Genomic DNA, 15,253 nt, shown 5'->3' with positions numbered 1-15,253 from the left:
GGCCGCTTCCGCCGGGCTGGCCCGTGGATGGCGTCCGAGTGCCGCGCAAGATTCCGGCTTCATGACGAAGGCCGCCTTTCGGCGGCCTTCTGAGTCGGTGGCATGACCTCCTCGCCGGGTCCCGATTCCGGACGCGCCCCCGGCGCGTTCGGAATCACCCGGCGGTCGGTCACATCAGGCTCTGCATGATCTTGTCCAGCTCGGCGGGGCTGGGCTTGAGGCGGTCCTCGCCCAGGGTGGCCAGGGGCTCGTCCACGAGGTTCAGGACATGGGGGAGGGGCGGCTGGGTGGGATTGATGTAGAGCAGGCCCGTGAGGAACTCGCCCTTGGCCATGGATTCGTGGACAGCCTTCATGGCGCCGAAGCGGTCGGTGGGATCGTAGCCCTCATGCAGGGCCTTGATGGCCACCTTGGAGCCGTCGGGGAAGGTCACGATTTCCGTCTCGCCCGCAGGGATGTCCACTTCCTCCAGCTCCGAGTACTGGATGAAGCCCAGTTCGTGGAGGGGGAAATCGTGGTCCTTGACGTGCTTGTAGGAGCGCGTGGAGGCGTCGTGGTTGTTGAAGGTGACGCAGGGGCTGATGATGTCGAGCACCACCGTGCCTTCGTAGGCGAAGGCGGCCTTGAGGACGGCGTTCAGCTGCTTGGGGTTGCCGGAGAAGCAGCGGGCCACGAAGCCGCAGCCCAGCTCGATGGCGAGGGTGCAGGGATCGATGGGCGGCAGGTCGTTCACGGCGCCGCTCTTGAGGTGGGAGCCCTTGTCGGCGGTGGCGGAGAACTGCCCCTTGGTGAGGCCGTAGACGCCGTTGTCCTCGATGATGTAGATCATCGGGATGTTGCGGCGGACGGCGTGGACGAACTGGCCCATGCCGATGGACATGGAATCGCCGTCGCCGGAGACGCCGACGTTGATGAGCTGCCGGTTCGCGAGGGAGGCGCCGGTGGCGATGGAGGGCATCCGGCCGTGGACGCTGTTGAAGCCCCAGCCCTGGCTGATGAAGTAGGCGGGCGTCTTGGAGGAGCACCCGATCCCGGAGTACTTGGTGACGCGGTGGCCTTCGATGTTGGATTCGAAGGCCGCGTTGATGATCTGGGCCGTGATGGCGTCGTGGCCGCAGCCCGCGCACAGGGTGGACTTCGAGCCCACGTATTCCTGCTTGGTGAGTCCGAGGCGGTTGACGGGAGCGGCGGGCACGGGAGCGGACGGCGTGGCGGTGGTCATGGGCGGCTCCTCTTACTTCTGCTCGAAGGCGGTGATCTGGTCCACGATGCCCTGGGCGTCGATGGCGTGCCCGTCGTAGTGGAGGACGCTCTTGAACTTGGTGGCGTGCTGGGGATAGGCCTCGCGGAAGAGGTTGGCCATCTGGCCGTCGCGGTTCTGCTCGACGACGTAGACCACCTTCTTCTCCTTCACGAAGGCGTCGATCTCCGCGGTGAAGGGCAGGGCGCGCAGCCTGAGGTAGTCGGTCTTCACTCCGTTCTCCGCCAGGATGTCCTGGGCCTCCACGACGGCGGGATTGCTGGAGCCGAAGGCGAGGACGCCCGTGTCCGAGCCCATGTTCCGGAAGACCGGCTTGGGCACGAAGGCCTTGGCGGTTTCGTACTTCCGCTTGAGGCGGTCCACGACCTCGAGGTAGTCCTCGGGCTTCTCGGAATACTGGGCGTAGGCGTTGTGGCCCGAGCCGCGGGTGAAGTAGGCGCCCTTGCCGCCGGCCGTGCCGGGGAGGCTGCGGTAGCAGATCCCGTCGCCGTCCACGTCCTTGTAGCGGCCCCAGTCCTTGGCTTCCGCGAGCTGCTGCTGGTTGAGCACCTTTCCGCGGTCGTAGGGCTTGGCGGGGTAGTCGAAGGGCTTGGAGGACCAGTTCTGCATCCCGAGATCGAGGTCGGTGACCACGAAGATCGGCGTCTGGAAGCGCTCGGCCAGGTCGAAGGCGTCGTAGGAGAACTGGAAGCACTCCTCCATCGTCCCGGGGTAGAGGTTGATGTGTTGGGTGTCGCCGTGGCTGCACTTGGCGCACAGCTCCACGTCCGACTGCTGGGTGCGCGTGGGCAGGCCCGTGCTGGGGCCGGTGCGGGCCACGTTGAAGAAGACGCCGGGCGCCTCCACGTAGTAGCCCATCCCGATGAACTCGCTCATCAGCGAGACGCCGGGGCCGGCGGTGGACGTCATGGAGCGCGCGCCGGCCCAACCCGCGGACAGCACCACGCCCGCGGAAGCCAGTTCATCCTCCATCTGCACGATGGCGACGGTGGACTTGCCGGTCTTGGGGTCCTTGCGGTACTCCTCCGCGTATTCGATGAATGTCTCGACGAGGCTGGAGGCGGGGGTGATGGGATACCAGCCCACCACGGTGACGCCCGCGAACAGCGCTCCCAGGGCGCAGGCCTCGTTCCCGTCCACGATGATCAGCCCCTCGGTGCGGTTGTCGCGCACGACCTTGATCCTGTCCTGGTCCGGCAGGTTCTCCATGGCCCAGTCGTAGCCCGCGGTGGCGGCGCCCTGGTTCAGCTCGACGGCTTTGGCCTTGCCCTTCAGCTGCTTGGCGATGGCCTTGCGGACCTCTTCCATGTCCACCGAGAGCAGCCGCGCGGCGACGCCCACGTAGATCATGTTCTTCACCAGCTTGTGCAGCTTGGGCTCGGGACAGGACGCGGTCACCAGCTTCTGGAAGGGCACCGGGATGTAGTGGAGGTCGGCGCGGAGCTTGTCGAGCTGGAGGGGCTCGTCGTAGATCACCAGCGCGCCGGCGTCGGCCTTGGCGATGTCCTCCTTCGCCGTCTCGGGATTCATGAGGATCAGCATTTCGTTGCTGGCCTTGCGGGCCACGTAGCCCTTGGCGCTGGCGCGGATGGTGAACCAGGTGGGAAGGCCCGCGATGTTGGAGGGGAACAGGTTCTTTCCGCTGACGAAGACGCCCATCTGGAAGATGGCGCGCAGGAGCACCGTATTGGCCGTCTGGGAACCGGAGCCGTTGACCGTGGCCACCTGGATGGAAAAATCATTGATCCGGGTTTTCGCCCCTCCAGCGGTATCGGGAGTGGCAAGGGTGGCAGTCATGGGGACTCCTTTCTCTTCAGGTCAAAGCCAGGGAAGGAAGGCGGAAAAAGCGGAAAGAGGACACCCTGGGTGTAAATAGTTGACACTCCAGGCGAGCTTCCAGTATGGCAGAGGCCGGCCGGGGCTTCTATCGAGGGTCCTTCCGGAAAGGGATCCAGGGGCCTGAAATAAAGCGAAAAAAAAGGGATTGACGCTGGGGAACGCCACACCTACTTTTGAATCATGAAAGCCAGTGATCTTACCAAACGGCAGCAGGCTGTCCTGAAGTTCATCCGCACCTTCGTGGAGGCGGAAGGGCGGAGCCCCACCCTGGCCGAAATCGCCAAGGGCGTGGGTTCCAGCGCGGTCTCGACCATCCACAAGCACGTCCAGCACCTGATGGACAAGGGCTTTCTCGTCCGCAGCCACGGCAAGGGCAACAACCTGGTCGTCGCTTCGGGCGCCGCTCTGGACGCGCCTTCCGCGACCGGAGTTTCCGCTCGGCCCGAGCGCCCGGAGCTTCCGTCGTCGGTGCGCATCTTCCCCTTCTGCGGCGACGTGGCGGCGGGCTCGCCCATCCTGCCCGAGAGCCGCGCCCTTCCCATCGAAGTGCCGAACAGCATCCACCGCCAGCGGGAGGAGCTCTTCGTGCTGCGCGTCCGCGGCGACTCCATGATCGACGACGCCATCCTGGACGGCGACCTCGTGGTGCTCCAGCGCAAGGGGGAGTACCGCAACGGCGATCGCGTGGTGGCCCTCATCGACCGCGAGGAGGTCACCCTCAAGGAGTTCCGCCGCGACACCAAGGGCGTGTGGCTGATCCCCCACAACCCCGAACTCCAGCCCCACTGCTACCTCCCCCAGCGCATCGACATCCAGGGCGTGCTGGTGGGCGTGATGCGAAGCTGCTGACACAATCCCGAGCCGTCGAAACATCGGGGATTTTTTCACCGCCAAGACGCCAAGGGCGCCAAGAAGAGCGTGAGATGCAGGACGCTTTTCTTGGTGTCTTCGCGTCTTGGTGGTGATCTTTCAGGTTCGCCCCAGATCTTCCGCCAGCCTTGTACAGATCGCTCACCGGCTTTCTTCTTTTCTCCCTTGGCGTCTTGGCGGTGTTCTTTTTTTCGAAGTCAGCTTTCTCTCAGCCGACTCCGAATGGCCTCCCCCATCTCGATCGTCCCGAGCGTGCCGCCCAGGTCCCGGGTGCGCGCCCCGTCGTGGAGGGCGGCTTCCACGCCGGCTTCGAGGGCCTCGGCTTCCCCTGTCCACCCGAGGTGGCGGAAGAGGAGGGCGAGGCTGAGGAACATGCCGATGGGATTCGCGAGGCCCCGCCCGGCGATGTCCGGGGCCGAGCCGTGGACGGGCTCGGCCAGGGCGGTACAGCGGAAGGGACGATGGGGCGCCCAGCTCAGGGAAGGCGCCACGCCCATGCCCCCGATGAAGCCCGCGCAGAGATCGCTGATGAGGTCGCCCAGGTAGTTGTCCGCCGCGATCACGCCGAAGGGCTTCGGATCCTGGACGAGGGCGCAGAGCAGGGCGTCGGCGTGCATTCCCCGCGCGGAGACCGCGGGATGGGCCGCCTTCAGCTCTTCGAAGACCCGCAGCCACAGGCCGTGGCCGTGCTTCAGGACGTTGGCCTTGTGGGCCAGGACCAGGGGGACGTTGCGTTCTTCCGCCCGGCGGAAAGCGGCTTCGAGCAGGCGCCGGACGGCCGGTTCGGTGTGGACCGCCAAGTCCACGGCGCGACCCGGCTCCGTGTGGCCCTGCAGGCAATAGGGGCCTTCGGTGTTTTCGCGGAATACCTCCACGTCGAACGGGATTCCCAGCCCTGGTCCGGCGGATCGGCTGGGACGGAAGTTCACGCCCAGTTCCAGGCCCTGGCGGAGGCGGAGGAGGATCTCCTCGGCGTGCCGTCCGTCGGGGACGCGGGGATCGCCCACGGCGCCGAACAGGATGCCGTCGAATCCGTCCCGCAGCTCCGCGAAGGCCGCGGGCGGCAGGGTCTCGCCCGTGGCCAGGAAGTGGTCCGCGCCGTAGGGGAAGGCCACCGCCTCGAGGTTCCGGCCCCGCGATCGGGCCCAGGCCAGGCAGGGTTCCACCTCGGCCATGACGTCGCGTCCGGCGCCGTCGCCGGGAATGAGGGCGATGCGAACCGCGCTGTCCAAGGGATCCCGCCTCCGCTGAAGGGAGGATGGTCCCACATTCCGTTGGGCCCCTCGGCCTCCTCAGCCTGAGAAAAAGGACGGCATCCGCTTCTCCGCGCGCCGCGGCGGAGCCGGAAAACCCGCATTTGCATTGAGCCGGCGCGGGTTTCCGGGCTAGACTTCGGAATCCCAGCGAGGTTCTGGAATGGTGTTCTTCAACCACGCCACCCGGCAGATGACGGCGAAAATCGTCTACTACGGGCCGGGTCTGTGCGGAAAGACCACCAACCTGAACACCATCTACGGCAAGACGAGCCAGAAGGCCCGCGGCGAGATGGTGAGCCTTAACACGGAGACGGATCGCACGCTGTTCTTCGACCTGCTGCCCATGGACGTCGGCATGGTAGGCGGGTTCAAGACCAAGCTCCAGCTCTACACCGTGCCCGGCCAGGTGTTCTACAACAGCACGCGCAAGCTCGTCCTCAAGGGCGTCGACGGCATCGTGTTCGTGGTGGACAGCCAGGTGCCCATGCTGGAGGCCGGCCGCGAGAGCTGGCTGAACCTGGAGGGGAACCTCCGCGAACTGGGGCTGGACCTGCACGCCGTTCCCCTCGTGTTCCAGTGGAACAAGCGCGACCTGAAGAACGTCGTCCCCATCGAGGAGCTGGAAGCCGCCTTCAATCCTCGCGGCCTGCCCAGCTTCCAGTCCGTGGCTTCCGACGGCACGGGCGTGTTCGAGACCCTGCGCGGGATCACCAAGCTCGCCCTGTCGCACATCAAGCTGAACGTCCTGGGCGACGGGCCGGCGGCACGGATCGCGGAAGCTCCGCTTCCGGCGCCGGAGCCCGTCATTTCCTCCTCGGCCCCTTCGCCCCTCACCCTGTCGGACCTTCCTTCCGTCAGCGACCTGCTGGACATGGAAGCGCCGCTGCCCGTCGTACCGCCGCCGGTCCTGCCGCTGCCCGACGAGGACGACGAGGGCGGCCTGGTGATCGAAGCTCCTCACCTGCCCGAACCTCCGGCTGCGATCCTTCCGCCCGTTGCCCCTCCTGCGGAACCGGAACGGCCCTTCGAGGGGAACCGTCCCCAGGCGGGCCCGTTGCGTCCCGCGGCGCCCAAGGCGGATCCCTTCGCGGCTTTCGCGTCGCTGAAGGTGGAGGCCAAGCGCCCCGTTCCGCGCGCGCCGGTCGACCCCCAGGCGGCCCTTTCCACCTTCCTGGGCGAGTTGACCCAGGCCGGGCGGCAGGGCGCGCTGTCGGTCCTGCGGCTGGACCTTCCCCCGGAGGTCGAGGGCGAGGACGTGGAAGTCCTGGTCGAGGTCCGGCTCAAGGGGCGGACCGTGGCGGAAGGCCGCGTTCAGCGCTCCGCGCCCGCCAAGGGAGCCACCGCCAAGCTCAACGTCGAACTGAAGCGGGGCTGAGATGCGCGCGTTCTGTCTCGCCGCGGTCCTGGCCGCGCCGCTGTGGTCGGGGCTGCCGGCGTGGTGGACGGCCCTTCCCAAGGTGCCCATTCTTGCCAGCCGCTTCCGCCAGGAGAGCGACAGCGCCGTTTTCGGGAAGCTGGCGCGGGAGGGGGATCTGCTCCTCGCGCGGGGCGGAAAGCTGCGCGTGGCCTACGATTCGGGCCTGAAGGTCACGTCCGACGGCCACTACCTCGTGCAGTACGATCCGGACACGCGCACGGCGCAGCGGATCGAGCTGGCCTCTGCCGTGCGCAATTTCCCGCTGCTCGGCCTGCTCTTAGAGCCCGCGCGGATCGGGCAGCTCTACCGCGCGGAGGCCGCGGGCGAGGCCGTGACCCTGACGCCCAAGCAGGCGGGCGTGCCCGCGCTGAAAGTCTGGGGCCGCAAGGGCCTCCTGCGGGCCCTCGAATGGACGGATCCCACCGGCGCCAAGCAGCGCCTGGAGCTTCTGGACGCCCGGACGCCCGCGTCGGCGCCGGCGGGCGCCTTCCGGCCGGACGTTCCGGCGGACGCGCGCTGGGCTACTCGGAACGGCTGAAGGCGTCGAAGGCTTCCGCTCCGGGAAAGCGGATCTGGAGCCACGCGTCGAGGTCGGGCACCGCGTCGAAGATCCGCTCCGCGCCCGCCTCCCGCAGTTCCTCGCGGGTCCCGTAGCCCCAGGCGACGCCCACGGCCTCCAGCCGATGGTCGCGGGCGGCGGCCATGTCCACGCCCCGGTCCCCCACGAACACGCCTCCGCGCCAGATGGTCCCCCGCTCCGCGAGGCCGGCCAGGACCTCGGTCTTGGGCTGCCAACGGCCCTTCAGGCTGCTGCCGAAGATGTCGTCGAAGATCAGGTTCAGGTCGAACTGGTAGGCGATCCGCCGCGCGAACAGGGTGGGCTTGGCGGACACCACGTAGAGGCGGTGCCCCTGCCGCTTGAGGCGATGCAGCAGGTGGAAGACGCCGGGATACAGCTCGTGCTCGAAGACGCCGTCCTCGCGGTAGCGCTCCCAGTAGAACTCCAGCGCCGCTTCCAGGCGGGCCGGATCCTGCAGCCCCTCCAGCGTCGCCAGCGCCTCCCGCATCCCGAGCCCGATCCAGCCGCGGAGAACCGCGTCGGAAGGCCTCTCCAGCCCGAAGGCGGCGCAGGTCTTCCGGACGCAGTTCCGCACCCCCAGCAGGGGGTCCACCAGCGTGCCGTCGAGGTCGAAGCAGACGAGGCCGGGCGCCTCCGGAGAGGCCATCCGCCTACTTCTTTTCGCGCTGGTACGCCGCGATGGAGGAGCGCACGAAGGCGTGGGCCTCGTCCTTCCCGCCCCAGCCGTCGCTGGTGACGCTCTTGCGCTCCAGGTCCTTGTAGGTGAGGAAGAAGTGCTCCACCTCCAGCAGGAAGTGGGGGGGCAGGTCGCTGCGCGAGGTCACGTGCGCGTAGGTCGGATCGTCCGTGGCCACGGCCAGGATCTTGCCGTCGGACCCCTTCTCGTCCTTCATCCGCAGGAGGCCGATGGGCCGCGCCCGCAGGACCACGCCCGGGTAGGTGGCGCCGTTGATCAGGACGAGGATGTCCGCGGGATCGCCGTCTTCCGCGAGGGTGCCCGGGATGAACCCGTACTCGGCGGGGTAGTGGAAGGGCGAGAACAGCACGCGGTCCACGTGGACCAGGCCCGTGTGGTGGTCGATCTCGTACTTGATGCGCGAACCGGTGGGGATTTCGATGATCGCGTTGACGATTTCGGGCGCCCGCGGACCGGGATCGACGTGGAGAAGGGACATGGGCGCTCCGGAAAGAGATCGATTTTCGCAGGTTCTGTGACCGGCGTCACGCGCCCGCGTCCGAGCCTCACCCACCTGCGGCCAGCCGGAGGTGGACGGTGGTCCCTCGCCCCTCCTGGCTTTCGATGAACAGCAGCCCCTCGTGGGCCACCACGATCCGGTGGCAGACGGCCAAGCCCAGGCCCGTGCCTCCGCCGAAGGTGCTGAAGAAGGGATCGAATACCCGGGCCAGGGTGTCCGCGGGGATCCCGCAGCCGTTGTCCGCCAGGGTCAGGTGCCAGCAGCGGCGGTCCTCCAGGGGCTCCTCGAAGGCCGTCAGCGCGAGGCGGGGCTTCTCGGCGTCCTCCAGGGCCCGCGTGGCGTTCTGGAGCAGGTTCTGGGCGACCTGGCGCAGCAGATCCGGATCGCCCTCCCAGGTGGCCGCCTCGGGAATGCGGTTGTCCCAGGGGACGGCCTCGGCGAGGGTGGCGCTGCGGAGGGCCTCTTCCCAGAAGGCGCGGAGGGGAATGGACGCGGCCCGGGGGCGGAGGTCCCGGCTGAAGGAGAGGGTGTTGCCCACCACGCGGTTGAGCCGCCCCACGCCCTCCTGCACCTTGCGGGCGAGCTCCAGCGGGCCGGGCTGATCCTGGAGATCCTCCACCAGCATTCCGGAGAACAGGGCCAGGCTCCCCAGGGGGTTCCGGATCTCGTGGGCCAGCTCCGCCGCCATGCGCCCCATGGCCGCCAGCCGATCCTCGCGGGTGGCCTGCTGGGCCTGGAACACCGCTTCGGTCACGTCCCGGAGAGTGACGATGATCCCGCCGTGGGGAGCGGAGCGGCGCTCCTCCTCGAAGATCAGCTCCCGGCCCCCGGCGGACGCGAAGCGCCGCTGGCCGCCGGGACTGCCCGGTTCCCACGGCGCCGGTCCCGCGACGAACTTTCCGTCGAGGCCCTGGGGCCGGTTGGTGAACCGCAGCGATCCTTCCTCCCCCAGCACCCAGATGGCGAAGGGGACCGCCTCCAGGACTGTCTGAAGTTCGCCCTGCAACTGGCCCAACTGGGCCTGGAGGGCCTCGTACCGGGCCTGGAGGTGTTCGGAGGCCGCCGTGAACGCCTCGAAGGCCTCCAGCAGCTGGCGGGGATCGGGATGGGCGGAAAGGTCGGTCATGACCGCACCGGGCCGAGGATCTCCAGGAGGGCGTCCCGGTCCGCGCCCTTGGGTTCGGCGTCCACCACCCGGCGGAGCGCCTCCTGGGCCGCCGGCGTGGCGATGGCGCGCAGGGCGCGGGCGGCGGCCAAGCGGATGGCGGGAGGCTCCGCCGCGGCGAAGAAGCCCCGGCGCAGCAGCTCCATCAGGATCGGCTGGGCCTGGGGCGACGCGATCTGGGCCAGGGTGGCCAGGGCCTGGACGCGGAGGGGCTCCCACACGCGCTTGTCCTGGGCCAGTTCCAGCACGGCGGGGACGCTGGTCTCCGACCGCAGCTGCCCCAGGATGAACAGGATCTCCTGGAGGGTCTCGGGATCGGTGTCCTTCATCCGGGCCACCAGATGGGGTTCGGCGCTGGGGCCGCCCAGCTTCCAGAGAGCGCGCGCCGCCACCCGGCGCACCCGCGGTTCGGGATGGCGGAGGATCGGGATGATGGCCGGCAGCGAACTGGCGTCGCCGAGATCGGCGAGGAGGGTGAGGGCGTTGCGGACGAGGAACCAGGTGGGGGCTCCCAGCGCGTCGGTGATGGGCGAGAGGGCCAGGTCGCCCTGGTTGCGGAGCGCCTCCACCAGCCGGCCCCGGCGGGCGCGCTCGGTTTCGCGCTCCAGCCGCGCGACCAGTTGCTGGGCCATGGGCGCGCCCAGGAATTCCAGGTAGGGGAATACTTCCCGCGCCACCCGTTCCCGGTCGGGATCGAAGATGGCGTCCACCGCGGCGTCCAGAAGCGCCGGCTCCGCCAGCCCCGCGCGGAGGGCCTCCAGGGCCTGCCGCCGCCAGGGCGCGTCCTCCTGGAGGAAGGCGCAGAGCCCCTCCACCTCCTGGAGGTCGGACAGGACGTGGAGCAGGTCGCCGCGGTTCACCGAGGCCGCGAACAGGGCCTCCAGCGCTTCCTGGGTCCAGCGATGGATGTGCGGATCCGGTTCCCACGCGAAGTGGGCGCGGAGGGCTTCCGCCAGGGGACCTTCCCCGCCGGGCGGAAGTCCGGGCTCCTGGGCCCAGCGGGCGATGCCGGCCAGCGCCTGGGCGCCCTTGAGGCGGAAGTCGGGGCGGTCGTGGCGGAGGGTCTCCATCAGGACGTCCTGCACCCGGAGGAAGGCGTCGAAGCGGCGGAGATCCAGCAGATCGCGGAGGAAAGCGAGGAGGTGATCGCCGCTCAGCTCGAAGAGCTGGCCTTCCTCCAGAACCTTCACCAGCTTGGCTTCGACGCTCAGGGCCTCCCATTCCAGCTGGCGGAGGATGAGGTCGAGGGAGCCGGCCTCCTGCCCGGAGCCGCGCAGGTGCGCCGCGAGCCCGTGCCCCAGGCGGTCCCGGTCGGGCAGGGGACGGAGGATGTCCTCCACCGGGCCGCGGAGGCGGAGCCACGAGATGCCCTTGGCCAGGGCGGAACTGACGGCCACGGCGAGGAGTTCCCCCGCCAGGGCCTTCACGGCGAGCCCCAGCCCCGCGGGGTGGTCGGGCAGGCTGCCGAGGCCCGCCAGGAGGCTGAGCTGAACCTCGGGCTCCAGCCCCATCAGGACCTGACGCAGGGTGCCGAGTTGGGCCTGGGTGGGCGGCCCGTCCCCGAAGCCCAGTTCGTATCCCAGGGGGCCCAGGCCCCCGAGGTTGGCGGGAGAGAATCCGCGAAGGGCTTCGGCCGAGGCCGCCGCGGAGGAAGGCTGGGAGCCGAGGGCCGCCATGAGGGCCTCGCGGATGGCCTTCGCCAGGGGATCCTCTTTCGGAGGAAGGGCCACGTTCAGCGCCGGGGGACGATTCGAGTCCTCCTCGCCGTTTCCTTCGCCTTCGCGGACCTCCTGGTAGCGCACCTGGGAGATCCGGATCCGCCGGACGTCCGCGGCCCGCAGGAAGGCCTCGAAGCCGCCCGCCTCCTCCAGCTTCTGGGGCTTGGTGCCCAGGCCCTGAAGGAAGGCCAGGTATTCGCCCACCGTGACGCCCCGCTCGAAGGTGAAGCCCGCCACGCCGCGCTCGGCGACGGCCTTGGCGAGGGCGGCCACGTGGGGATTGCGCGCGTCCTGGACCACGCCGTCGATGAAGGTCTTGGGGCCGGAGACGGCCACCTGGAACTGCTCCTGGTCCGCCAGCCACCGCTCCAGCACCGCATGGGACGCGGCCAGGGCCTCCTGGCCCCGGGGGTGGGCGGCGGTGTACATCTGCAGCGCCTTGAGGGCCAAGGTCAGGCTCTGGGCGAGCTGCAGGAAGTCGCTCATTCGGGCGTCGTCTCCATGGGGTCGGACCACTCCCGCCGCAACTGGGCGTAGTGGGCCTCCAGGAAGGCCAGCCGCTTGCGGCCCTCCACCTGGGCGGGGGGGGTGTTGAAGCTGGCGACGATGCCCCGGGCCAAGTCCAGCCAGGCCTCGCCGCGGCGCAGGATCTCCGCGGTGGTGATGGGCTGGAAGGCGCCGCTGATGCAGCCGAAGTGGATCAGGCTGGCCGCGCCGACCTTGCTGAGCTTGTCGCAGTCCCACAGGCAGGCGGTTTCCAGGGGCTCCAAGCGCTTGGTCAGCCGGAGTCCCACATGGTGCTCGATGGCGTGGCGCACCGCGGGGATCTTCGCGGAGGGGAAGTCCGTGCCGGCGAGAATGCCCTCTACCTCGGCGGAGGCGTCCTGGGCGTGGGTGTCCTTGGCTCCGGGATCCTTCAGCCGCTTCACCACGTCATGGAGCCAGGCCGCGCATTCCACCACCTCCGCGTCCGCGCCGGTGGCGGGAGCCAGCCACCGGGCCAGGAGCACGGCCGCGTAGGTGTGCTCGAAGCGGTAGTTGAAGATGGGGACGTAGGTGCCGTCCACCTCGTGGCCGATGCCCCACACGCGGATCGAGTCGGCGTCCGAGAAGCCCCGCAGGGCGCGTTCGCAGGCGGTCCGCCAGGGGACGGGCTGGGTCATGGATGGACTTCCTCAGGGGTCCCGAGGGGCGCGCCGAGCTGATGGACCCGGAGGGCCTCGAGGGTGGCGTGGATCTCCTCAAACATGGCGCGATCGGTCCATGGGGCGCAAGCCTCTCCGAGGCGGTCCGCGAGGCGCTGGAGTCCGGCGGCGGGGGCCAGCCCCAGGATGCGGAGGCCCTCCAGGGCCATGCGGGCCTCGATGGCCAGGACCTGCTCCAGGGCGTCCACCGCCCGCAGCAGCTTCCGGGCGGCGATGGGGCCCATGCTGACGTGGTCCTCCTTGCCCGCGCTGGTGGGGATGGTGTCGACGCAGGCGGGATGCGCCAGGCCCTTCATCTCGCTGACGAGGGCGGCGGAGGTGACGTGGGCCATCATGAACCCGGATTCCAGTCCGCCGTTCTGGGTCAGGAAGGCGGGCAGGTCCGAGTAGGCGGGGTTCACCAGCCGCTCCTGGCGGCGCTCGGAGATGCTGGCCAGATCGGCGGCGGCGATGGCGAGCACATCGCAGGCGAAGGCCGGATACTGCCCGTGGAAGTTGCCTCCCGACCGGGATTCCTGGGTGTCGGTGAAGATCATGGGATTGTCGGTGGCGGCGTTCAGCTCCCGCTCCAGGATGGCGCCCGCGAAGTGGAGGGCGTCGCGGGTGACGCCGTGGACCTGGGGAATGCACCGCAGGCTGTAGGCGTCCTGCACCCGGTGGCAGTCGCGGTGGCTCTCGGCCACGGCGCTGGTCTCGCCGAGGAGTTCCCGCATGTGGCGGGCCACGGCGATCTGGCCGGGATGGGGCCGCGCGGCGTGGATGCGTGGGTCGAAGGCGGCGCGGGTGCCGCGCAGGGCCTCCAGGCTGAGTCCGGCGATCTGATCCGCCAGTTCCGCCAGGCGCGCGAACTTCTCCGCCGCGAGGTTGCCCAGCGACGTGATGAGTTGGGTCCCGTTGATGAGGGCCAGCCCCTCCTTGGCCTGGAGAGTCACGGGCGCCAGGCCGGCCTCGGCGAGGGCCTCGCCGCCGGGAATGTGGCCTTCACCGCTCCAGGCCAGTCCCTCGCCCACCAGCAGGAGGGCCATGTGGGCCAGGGGCGCCAGGTCGCCGCTGGCGCCCACGCTGCCCTGGCAGGGGACGACGGGGACCACGTCGCGGTTCAGGCACTCGGTGAGGAGATGGATGGGCTCGGGGCGGATCCCGCTGTGGGCCTTCAGCAGGCAGTTGATCCGGGCGGCCATCAGGGCCCGGGTCTGGTCCTTGGGCAGGGGCTCGCCCACGCCGGCCGCGTGGCTCCGCACGAGGTTGAGCTGGAGCTGCTGGAGCTGGTCGGGGGGGATCACCACGGTGGCGAACTGGCCGAAGCCGGTGTTGATCCCGTAGACCGTGCGCCCCTCGCTGACGATTCGATCCACCACGGCGCGGTTTTCCGCCACGCGGGCGAGGGCGCGCTCGTCCAGGGCCACGCTTTCGCCAGCGGCGATGCGCGCCAGGAGCGGCGCGGTGAGGGATTGCCCATCGAGGTGGATCATCGGGTCACCTTGGGAGAGAGGGTCAGTGCGAGGACGAGGGCGAGGGCCAGGGTGAGGCCCGCGACCGTGTAGGTGGCGGCGCCACCCCAGCGGGCGAAGGTGAAGGTGCCGACGGCGGGGCCGACGATCCGGCCCAGCCCCGTGGTGGCGTTCAGGACTCCGAACAGGCTGCCCTGGTCCTCGGGCGGCGTCAGGCGGCTGGCGAGGGCGGAGCCCGCGGTGTTCCCCATTCCGCTGCCCCAGGCGAGGGGAATGAAGAGCAGGAGGAAGGGCCACATCCACGCGGCGTAGGGCATCAGCGGCAGGGCCAGGCCCATCAGGACGAGCCCCGCCACCAGCGCGCCGCGCTCCGGCAGGCGCTTGGCCACGACGCGGACCAGGCCGCCCTGGTAGATCACCAGCAGGATCCCGATGCCCGCGAACAGGAAGCCCACTTCGCGCTGGCGAAATCCGAAGCGCTCGTGGACCAGCAGGGCGAACGTGCCCTCCATCATGGCGAAGCCCGCCATGGCGAGGAGCGAGACGCTGAGGATCTTGGCCATGGCGGGGCGCTTGAGGGCCTTCACCAGGGCGTGGCCCCGACTCTCGTGGGACCGCGCGCGGGCCCGGACCTCGGGCGTGAGCGTCTCGGGCAGCCACAGCAGGACCATCAGCGAGGCCGTCAGCGACAGGCCCGCCGCCACGAAGAAGGGCAGGTGCCAGCCCCGGGTCTCCAGCAGGTGGTGGCCGAAGGCGCTGCCGCTGAGGACTCCGGCGAGAGCGGGACCCAGGACGAAGCCGAGGCCGAAGGCGGCGCCGATCATCCCCATGACCTTGGACCGCTCCTCGGGTCGGGAACTGTCCGCCATGGCCGCCTGGGCCACGGAGATGTTCCCGCCGGTGATCCCGTCCAGGATCCGCGCCGCCAGCATCCACTCGAAGCGGCTGGTGAGGGCCAGCATCAGGTAGCCTGCGGCGGAGCCGGCCAGGCTCATCCACAGGACGGGCTTGCGGCCGGAGACGTCCGAGATGCGGCCCAGAATGGGCGAGGCGATGAACTGCATCAGGCTGAAGCTGAGGAAGCCCACGCCGGCCCAGAAGGCGCCGGGGGTGGTGCCTCCGCCCCCCAGCCCCAGGAAGTGGTTGACGCTCTCCATCCACGGGCTGGGATGGTCGGCGATGGCCTTGGCGTAGAGCGGCAGGATGGGGATGACGATCCCGAAGCCGAGCAGATCGACGAAGACCGTGAGAAAGATCGCCGTTCTGGCGCGCTTGGAAGACTGCATGGGGTCGTT

The 15,253-nt window shown here is 69.4% G+C and carries 12 protein-coding genes and 1 pseudogene; 3 read left to right on the top strand and 10 right to left on the bottom strand.

What is annotated here, in order from left to right; translation table 11 throughout:
- Positions 1 to 169 precede the first annotated feature (169 nt).
- Both RAH39_RS08950 and RAH39_RS08945 read right to left on the bottom strand, forming a co-directional pair.
- The gene (locus RAH39_RS08950; protein WP_306589752.1) at positions 170 to 1,222 is read right to left on the bottom strand and encodes a 2-oxoacid:ferredoxin oxidoreductase subunit beta; all 1,053 of its coding nucleotides are present in this window, start codon (positions 1,220 to 1,222) and stop codon (positions 170 to 172) included.
- Positions 1,223 to 1,234: 12 nt separating this feature from the next.
- Entirely contained in the window at positions 1,235 to 3,058 is a 1,824-nt protein-coding gene (locus tag RAH39_RS08945) for a 2-oxoacid:acceptor oxidoreductase subunit alpha (protein ID WP_306589751.1), read from the bottom strand.
- 222 nt (positions 3,059 to 3,280) lie between these two features.
- Here RAH39_RS08945 and lexA point away from each other — a divergent pair, with 222 nt between their 5' ends.
- The gene (gene lexA / locus RAH39_RS08940) at positions 3,281 to 3,949 is read left to right on the top strand and encodes a transcriptional repressor LexA (protein ID WP_306589750.1); all 669 of its coding nucleotides are present in this window, start codon (positions 3,281 to 3,283) and stop codon (positions 3,947 to 3,949) included.
- Positions 3,950 to 4,167: 218 nt separating this feature from the next.
- On the opposite strand, the gene RAH39_RS08935 is transcribed toward lexA, so the two are convergent.
- The gene (locus RAH39_RS08935) at positions 4,168 to 5,202 is read right to left on the bottom strand and encodes an isocitrate/isopropylmalate dehydrogenase family protein (protein WP_306589749.1); all 1,035 of its coding nucleotides are present in this window, start codon (positions 5,200 to 5,202) and stop codon (positions 4,168 to 4,170) included.
- 184 nt (positions 5,203 to 5,386) lie between these two features.
- Here RAH39_RS08935 and RAH39_RS14090 point away from each other — a divergent pair.
- Positions 5,387 to 5,962 (top strand): annotated as a pseudogene (locus tag RAH39_RS14090) (ATP/GTP-binding protein); the annotation flags it as partial.
- Positions 5,963 to 6,602: 640 nt separating this feature from the next.
- Positions 6,603 to 7,181 carry a LolA family protein gene (locus tag RAH39_RS08925; protein WP_306589747.1) on the top strand — a complete coding sequence of 193 codons (579 nt, stop codon included), beginning with the start codon at positions 6,603 to 6,605 and terminating at the stop codon, positions 7,179 to 7,181.
- On the opposite strand, the gene RAH39_RS08920 is transcribed toward RAH39_RS08925, so the two are convergent.
- The 7 genes from RAH39_RS08920 to RAH39_RS08890 all read right to left on the bottom strand — a co-directional run bounded on the left by RAH39_RS08920 (position 7,165) and on the right by RAH39_RS08890 (position 15,244).
- Entirely contained in the window at positions 7,165 to 7,869 is a 705-nt protein-coding gene (locus tag RAH39_RS08920) for an HAD family hydrolase (RefSeq protein ID WP_306589746.1), read from the bottom strand. The genes RAH39_RS08925 and RAH39_RS08920 overlap by 17 nt on opposite strands.
- A 4-nt stretch (positions 7,870 to 7,873) precedes the next feature.
- The gene (locus RAH39_RS08915; RefSeq protein ID WP_306589745.1) at positions 7,874 to 8,398 is read right to left on the bottom strand and encodes an inorganic diphosphatase; all 525 of its coding nucleotides are present in this window, start codon (positions 8,396 to 8,398) and stop codon (positions 7,874 to 7,876) included.
- A 67-nt stretch (positions 8,399 to 8,465) separates the two neighbouring features.
- Positions 8,466 to 9,545, bottom strand: a complete 1,080-nt coding sequence (locus tag RAH39_RS08910; RefSeq protein WP_306589744.1) for a sensor histidine kinase — start codon at positions 9,543 to 9,545, stop codon at positions 8,466 to 8,468.
- On the bottom strand, positions 9,542 to 11,788 hold the full coding sequence (locus tag RAH39_RS08905) for a HEAT repeat domain-containing protein (RefSeq protein WP_306589743.1): 2,247 nt from the start codon (positions 11,786 to 11,788) through the stop codon (positions 9,542 to 9,544). The genes RAH39_RS08910 and RAH39_RS08905 overlap by 4 nt, the downstream gene beginning before the upstream one ends.
- Positions 11,785 to 12,465 carry an HD domain-containing protein gene (locus RAH39_RS08900; protein WP_306589742.1) on the bottom strand — a complete coding sequence of 227 codons (681 nt, stop codon included), beginning with the start codon at positions 12,463 to 12,465 and terminating at the stop codon, positions 11,785 to 11,787. The genes RAH39_RS08905 and RAH39_RS08900 overlap by 4 nt, the downstream gene beginning before the upstream one ends.
- On the bottom strand, positions 12,462 to 13,979 hold the full coding sequence (gene hutH, locus RAH39_RS08895) for a histidine ammonia-lyase (RefSeq protein ID WP_306589741.1): 1,518 nt from the start codon (positions 13,977 to 13,979) through the stop codon (positions 12,462 to 12,464). The genes RAH39_RS08900 and hutH overlap by 4 nt, the downstream gene beginning before the upstream one ends.
- Positions 13,976 to 15,244 (bottom strand): MFS transporter, encoded by a 1,269-nt coding sequence (locus RAH39_RS08890; RefSeq protein WP_306589740.1) that lies wholly within the window; start codon positions 15,242 to 15,244, stop codon positions 13,976 to 13,978. Before RAH39_RS08890 ends, hutH begins: the two co-directional genes overlap by 4 nt.
- Positions 15,245 to 15,253: the final 9 nt, after the last annotated feature.

This window comes from Geothrix sp. 21YS21S-4, from assembly GCF_030845995.1.
In the GTDB taxonomy this organism is placed as follows: domain Bacteria; phylum Acidobacteriota; class Holophagae; order Holophagales; family Holophagaceae; genus Geothrix.
The sequence above is the reverse complement of the archived record's forward strand: the minus strand, read 5'-3'. Positions and strand labels throughout refer to the sequence as shown.

Excerpts from the sequence above, each read along its gene's own strand:
- RAH39_RS08950 (WP_306589752.1), bottom strand. The coding sequence starts at position 1,222 with ATGACCACCGCCACGCCGTCCGCTCCCGTGCCCGCCGCTCCCGTCAAC.
- RAH39_RS08945 (WP_306589751.1), bottom strand. The coding sequence starts at position 3,058 with ATGACTGCCACCCTTGCCACTCCCGATACCGCTGGAGGGGCGAAAACC.
- lexA (WP_306589750.1), top strand. The coding sequence starts at position 3,281 with ATGAAAGCCAGTGATCTTACCAAACGGCAGCAGGCTGTCCTGAAGTTC.
- RAH39_RS08925 (WP_306589747.1), top strand. The coding sequence starts at position 6,603 with ATGCGCGCGTTCTGTCTCGCCGCGGTCCTGGCCGCGCCGCTGTGGTCG.
- RAH39_RS08920 (WP_306589746.1), bottom strand. The coding sequence starts at position 7,869 with ATGGCCTCTCCGGAGGCGCCCGGCCTCGTCTGCTTCGACCTCGACGGC.
- RAH39_RS08915 (WP_306589745.1), bottom strand. The coding sequence starts at position 8,398 with ATGTCCCTTCTCCACGTCGATCCCGGTCCGCGGGCGCCCGAAATCGTC.
- RAH39_RS08910 (WP_306589744.1), bottom strand. The coding sequence starts at position 9,545 with ATGACCGACCTTTCCGCCCATCCCGATCCCCGCCAGCTGCTGGAGGCC.
- RAH39_RS08905 (WP_306589743.1), bottom strand. The coding sequence starts at position 11,788 with ATGAGCGACTTCCTGCAGCTCGCCCAGAGCCTGACCTTGGCCCTCAAG.
- RAH39_RS08900 (WP_306589742.1), bottom strand. The coding sequence starts at position 12,465 with ATGACCCAGCCCGTCCCCTGGCGGACCGCCTGCGAACGCGCCCTGCGG.
- hutH (WP_306589741.1), bottom strand. The coding sequence starts at position 13,979 with ATGATCCACCTCGATGGGCAATCCCTCACCGCGCCGCTCCTGGCGCGC.
- RAH39_RS08890 (WP_306589740.1), bottom strand. The coding sequence starts at position 15,244 with ATGCAGTCTTCCAAGCGCGCCAGAACGGCGATCTTTCTCACGGTCTTC.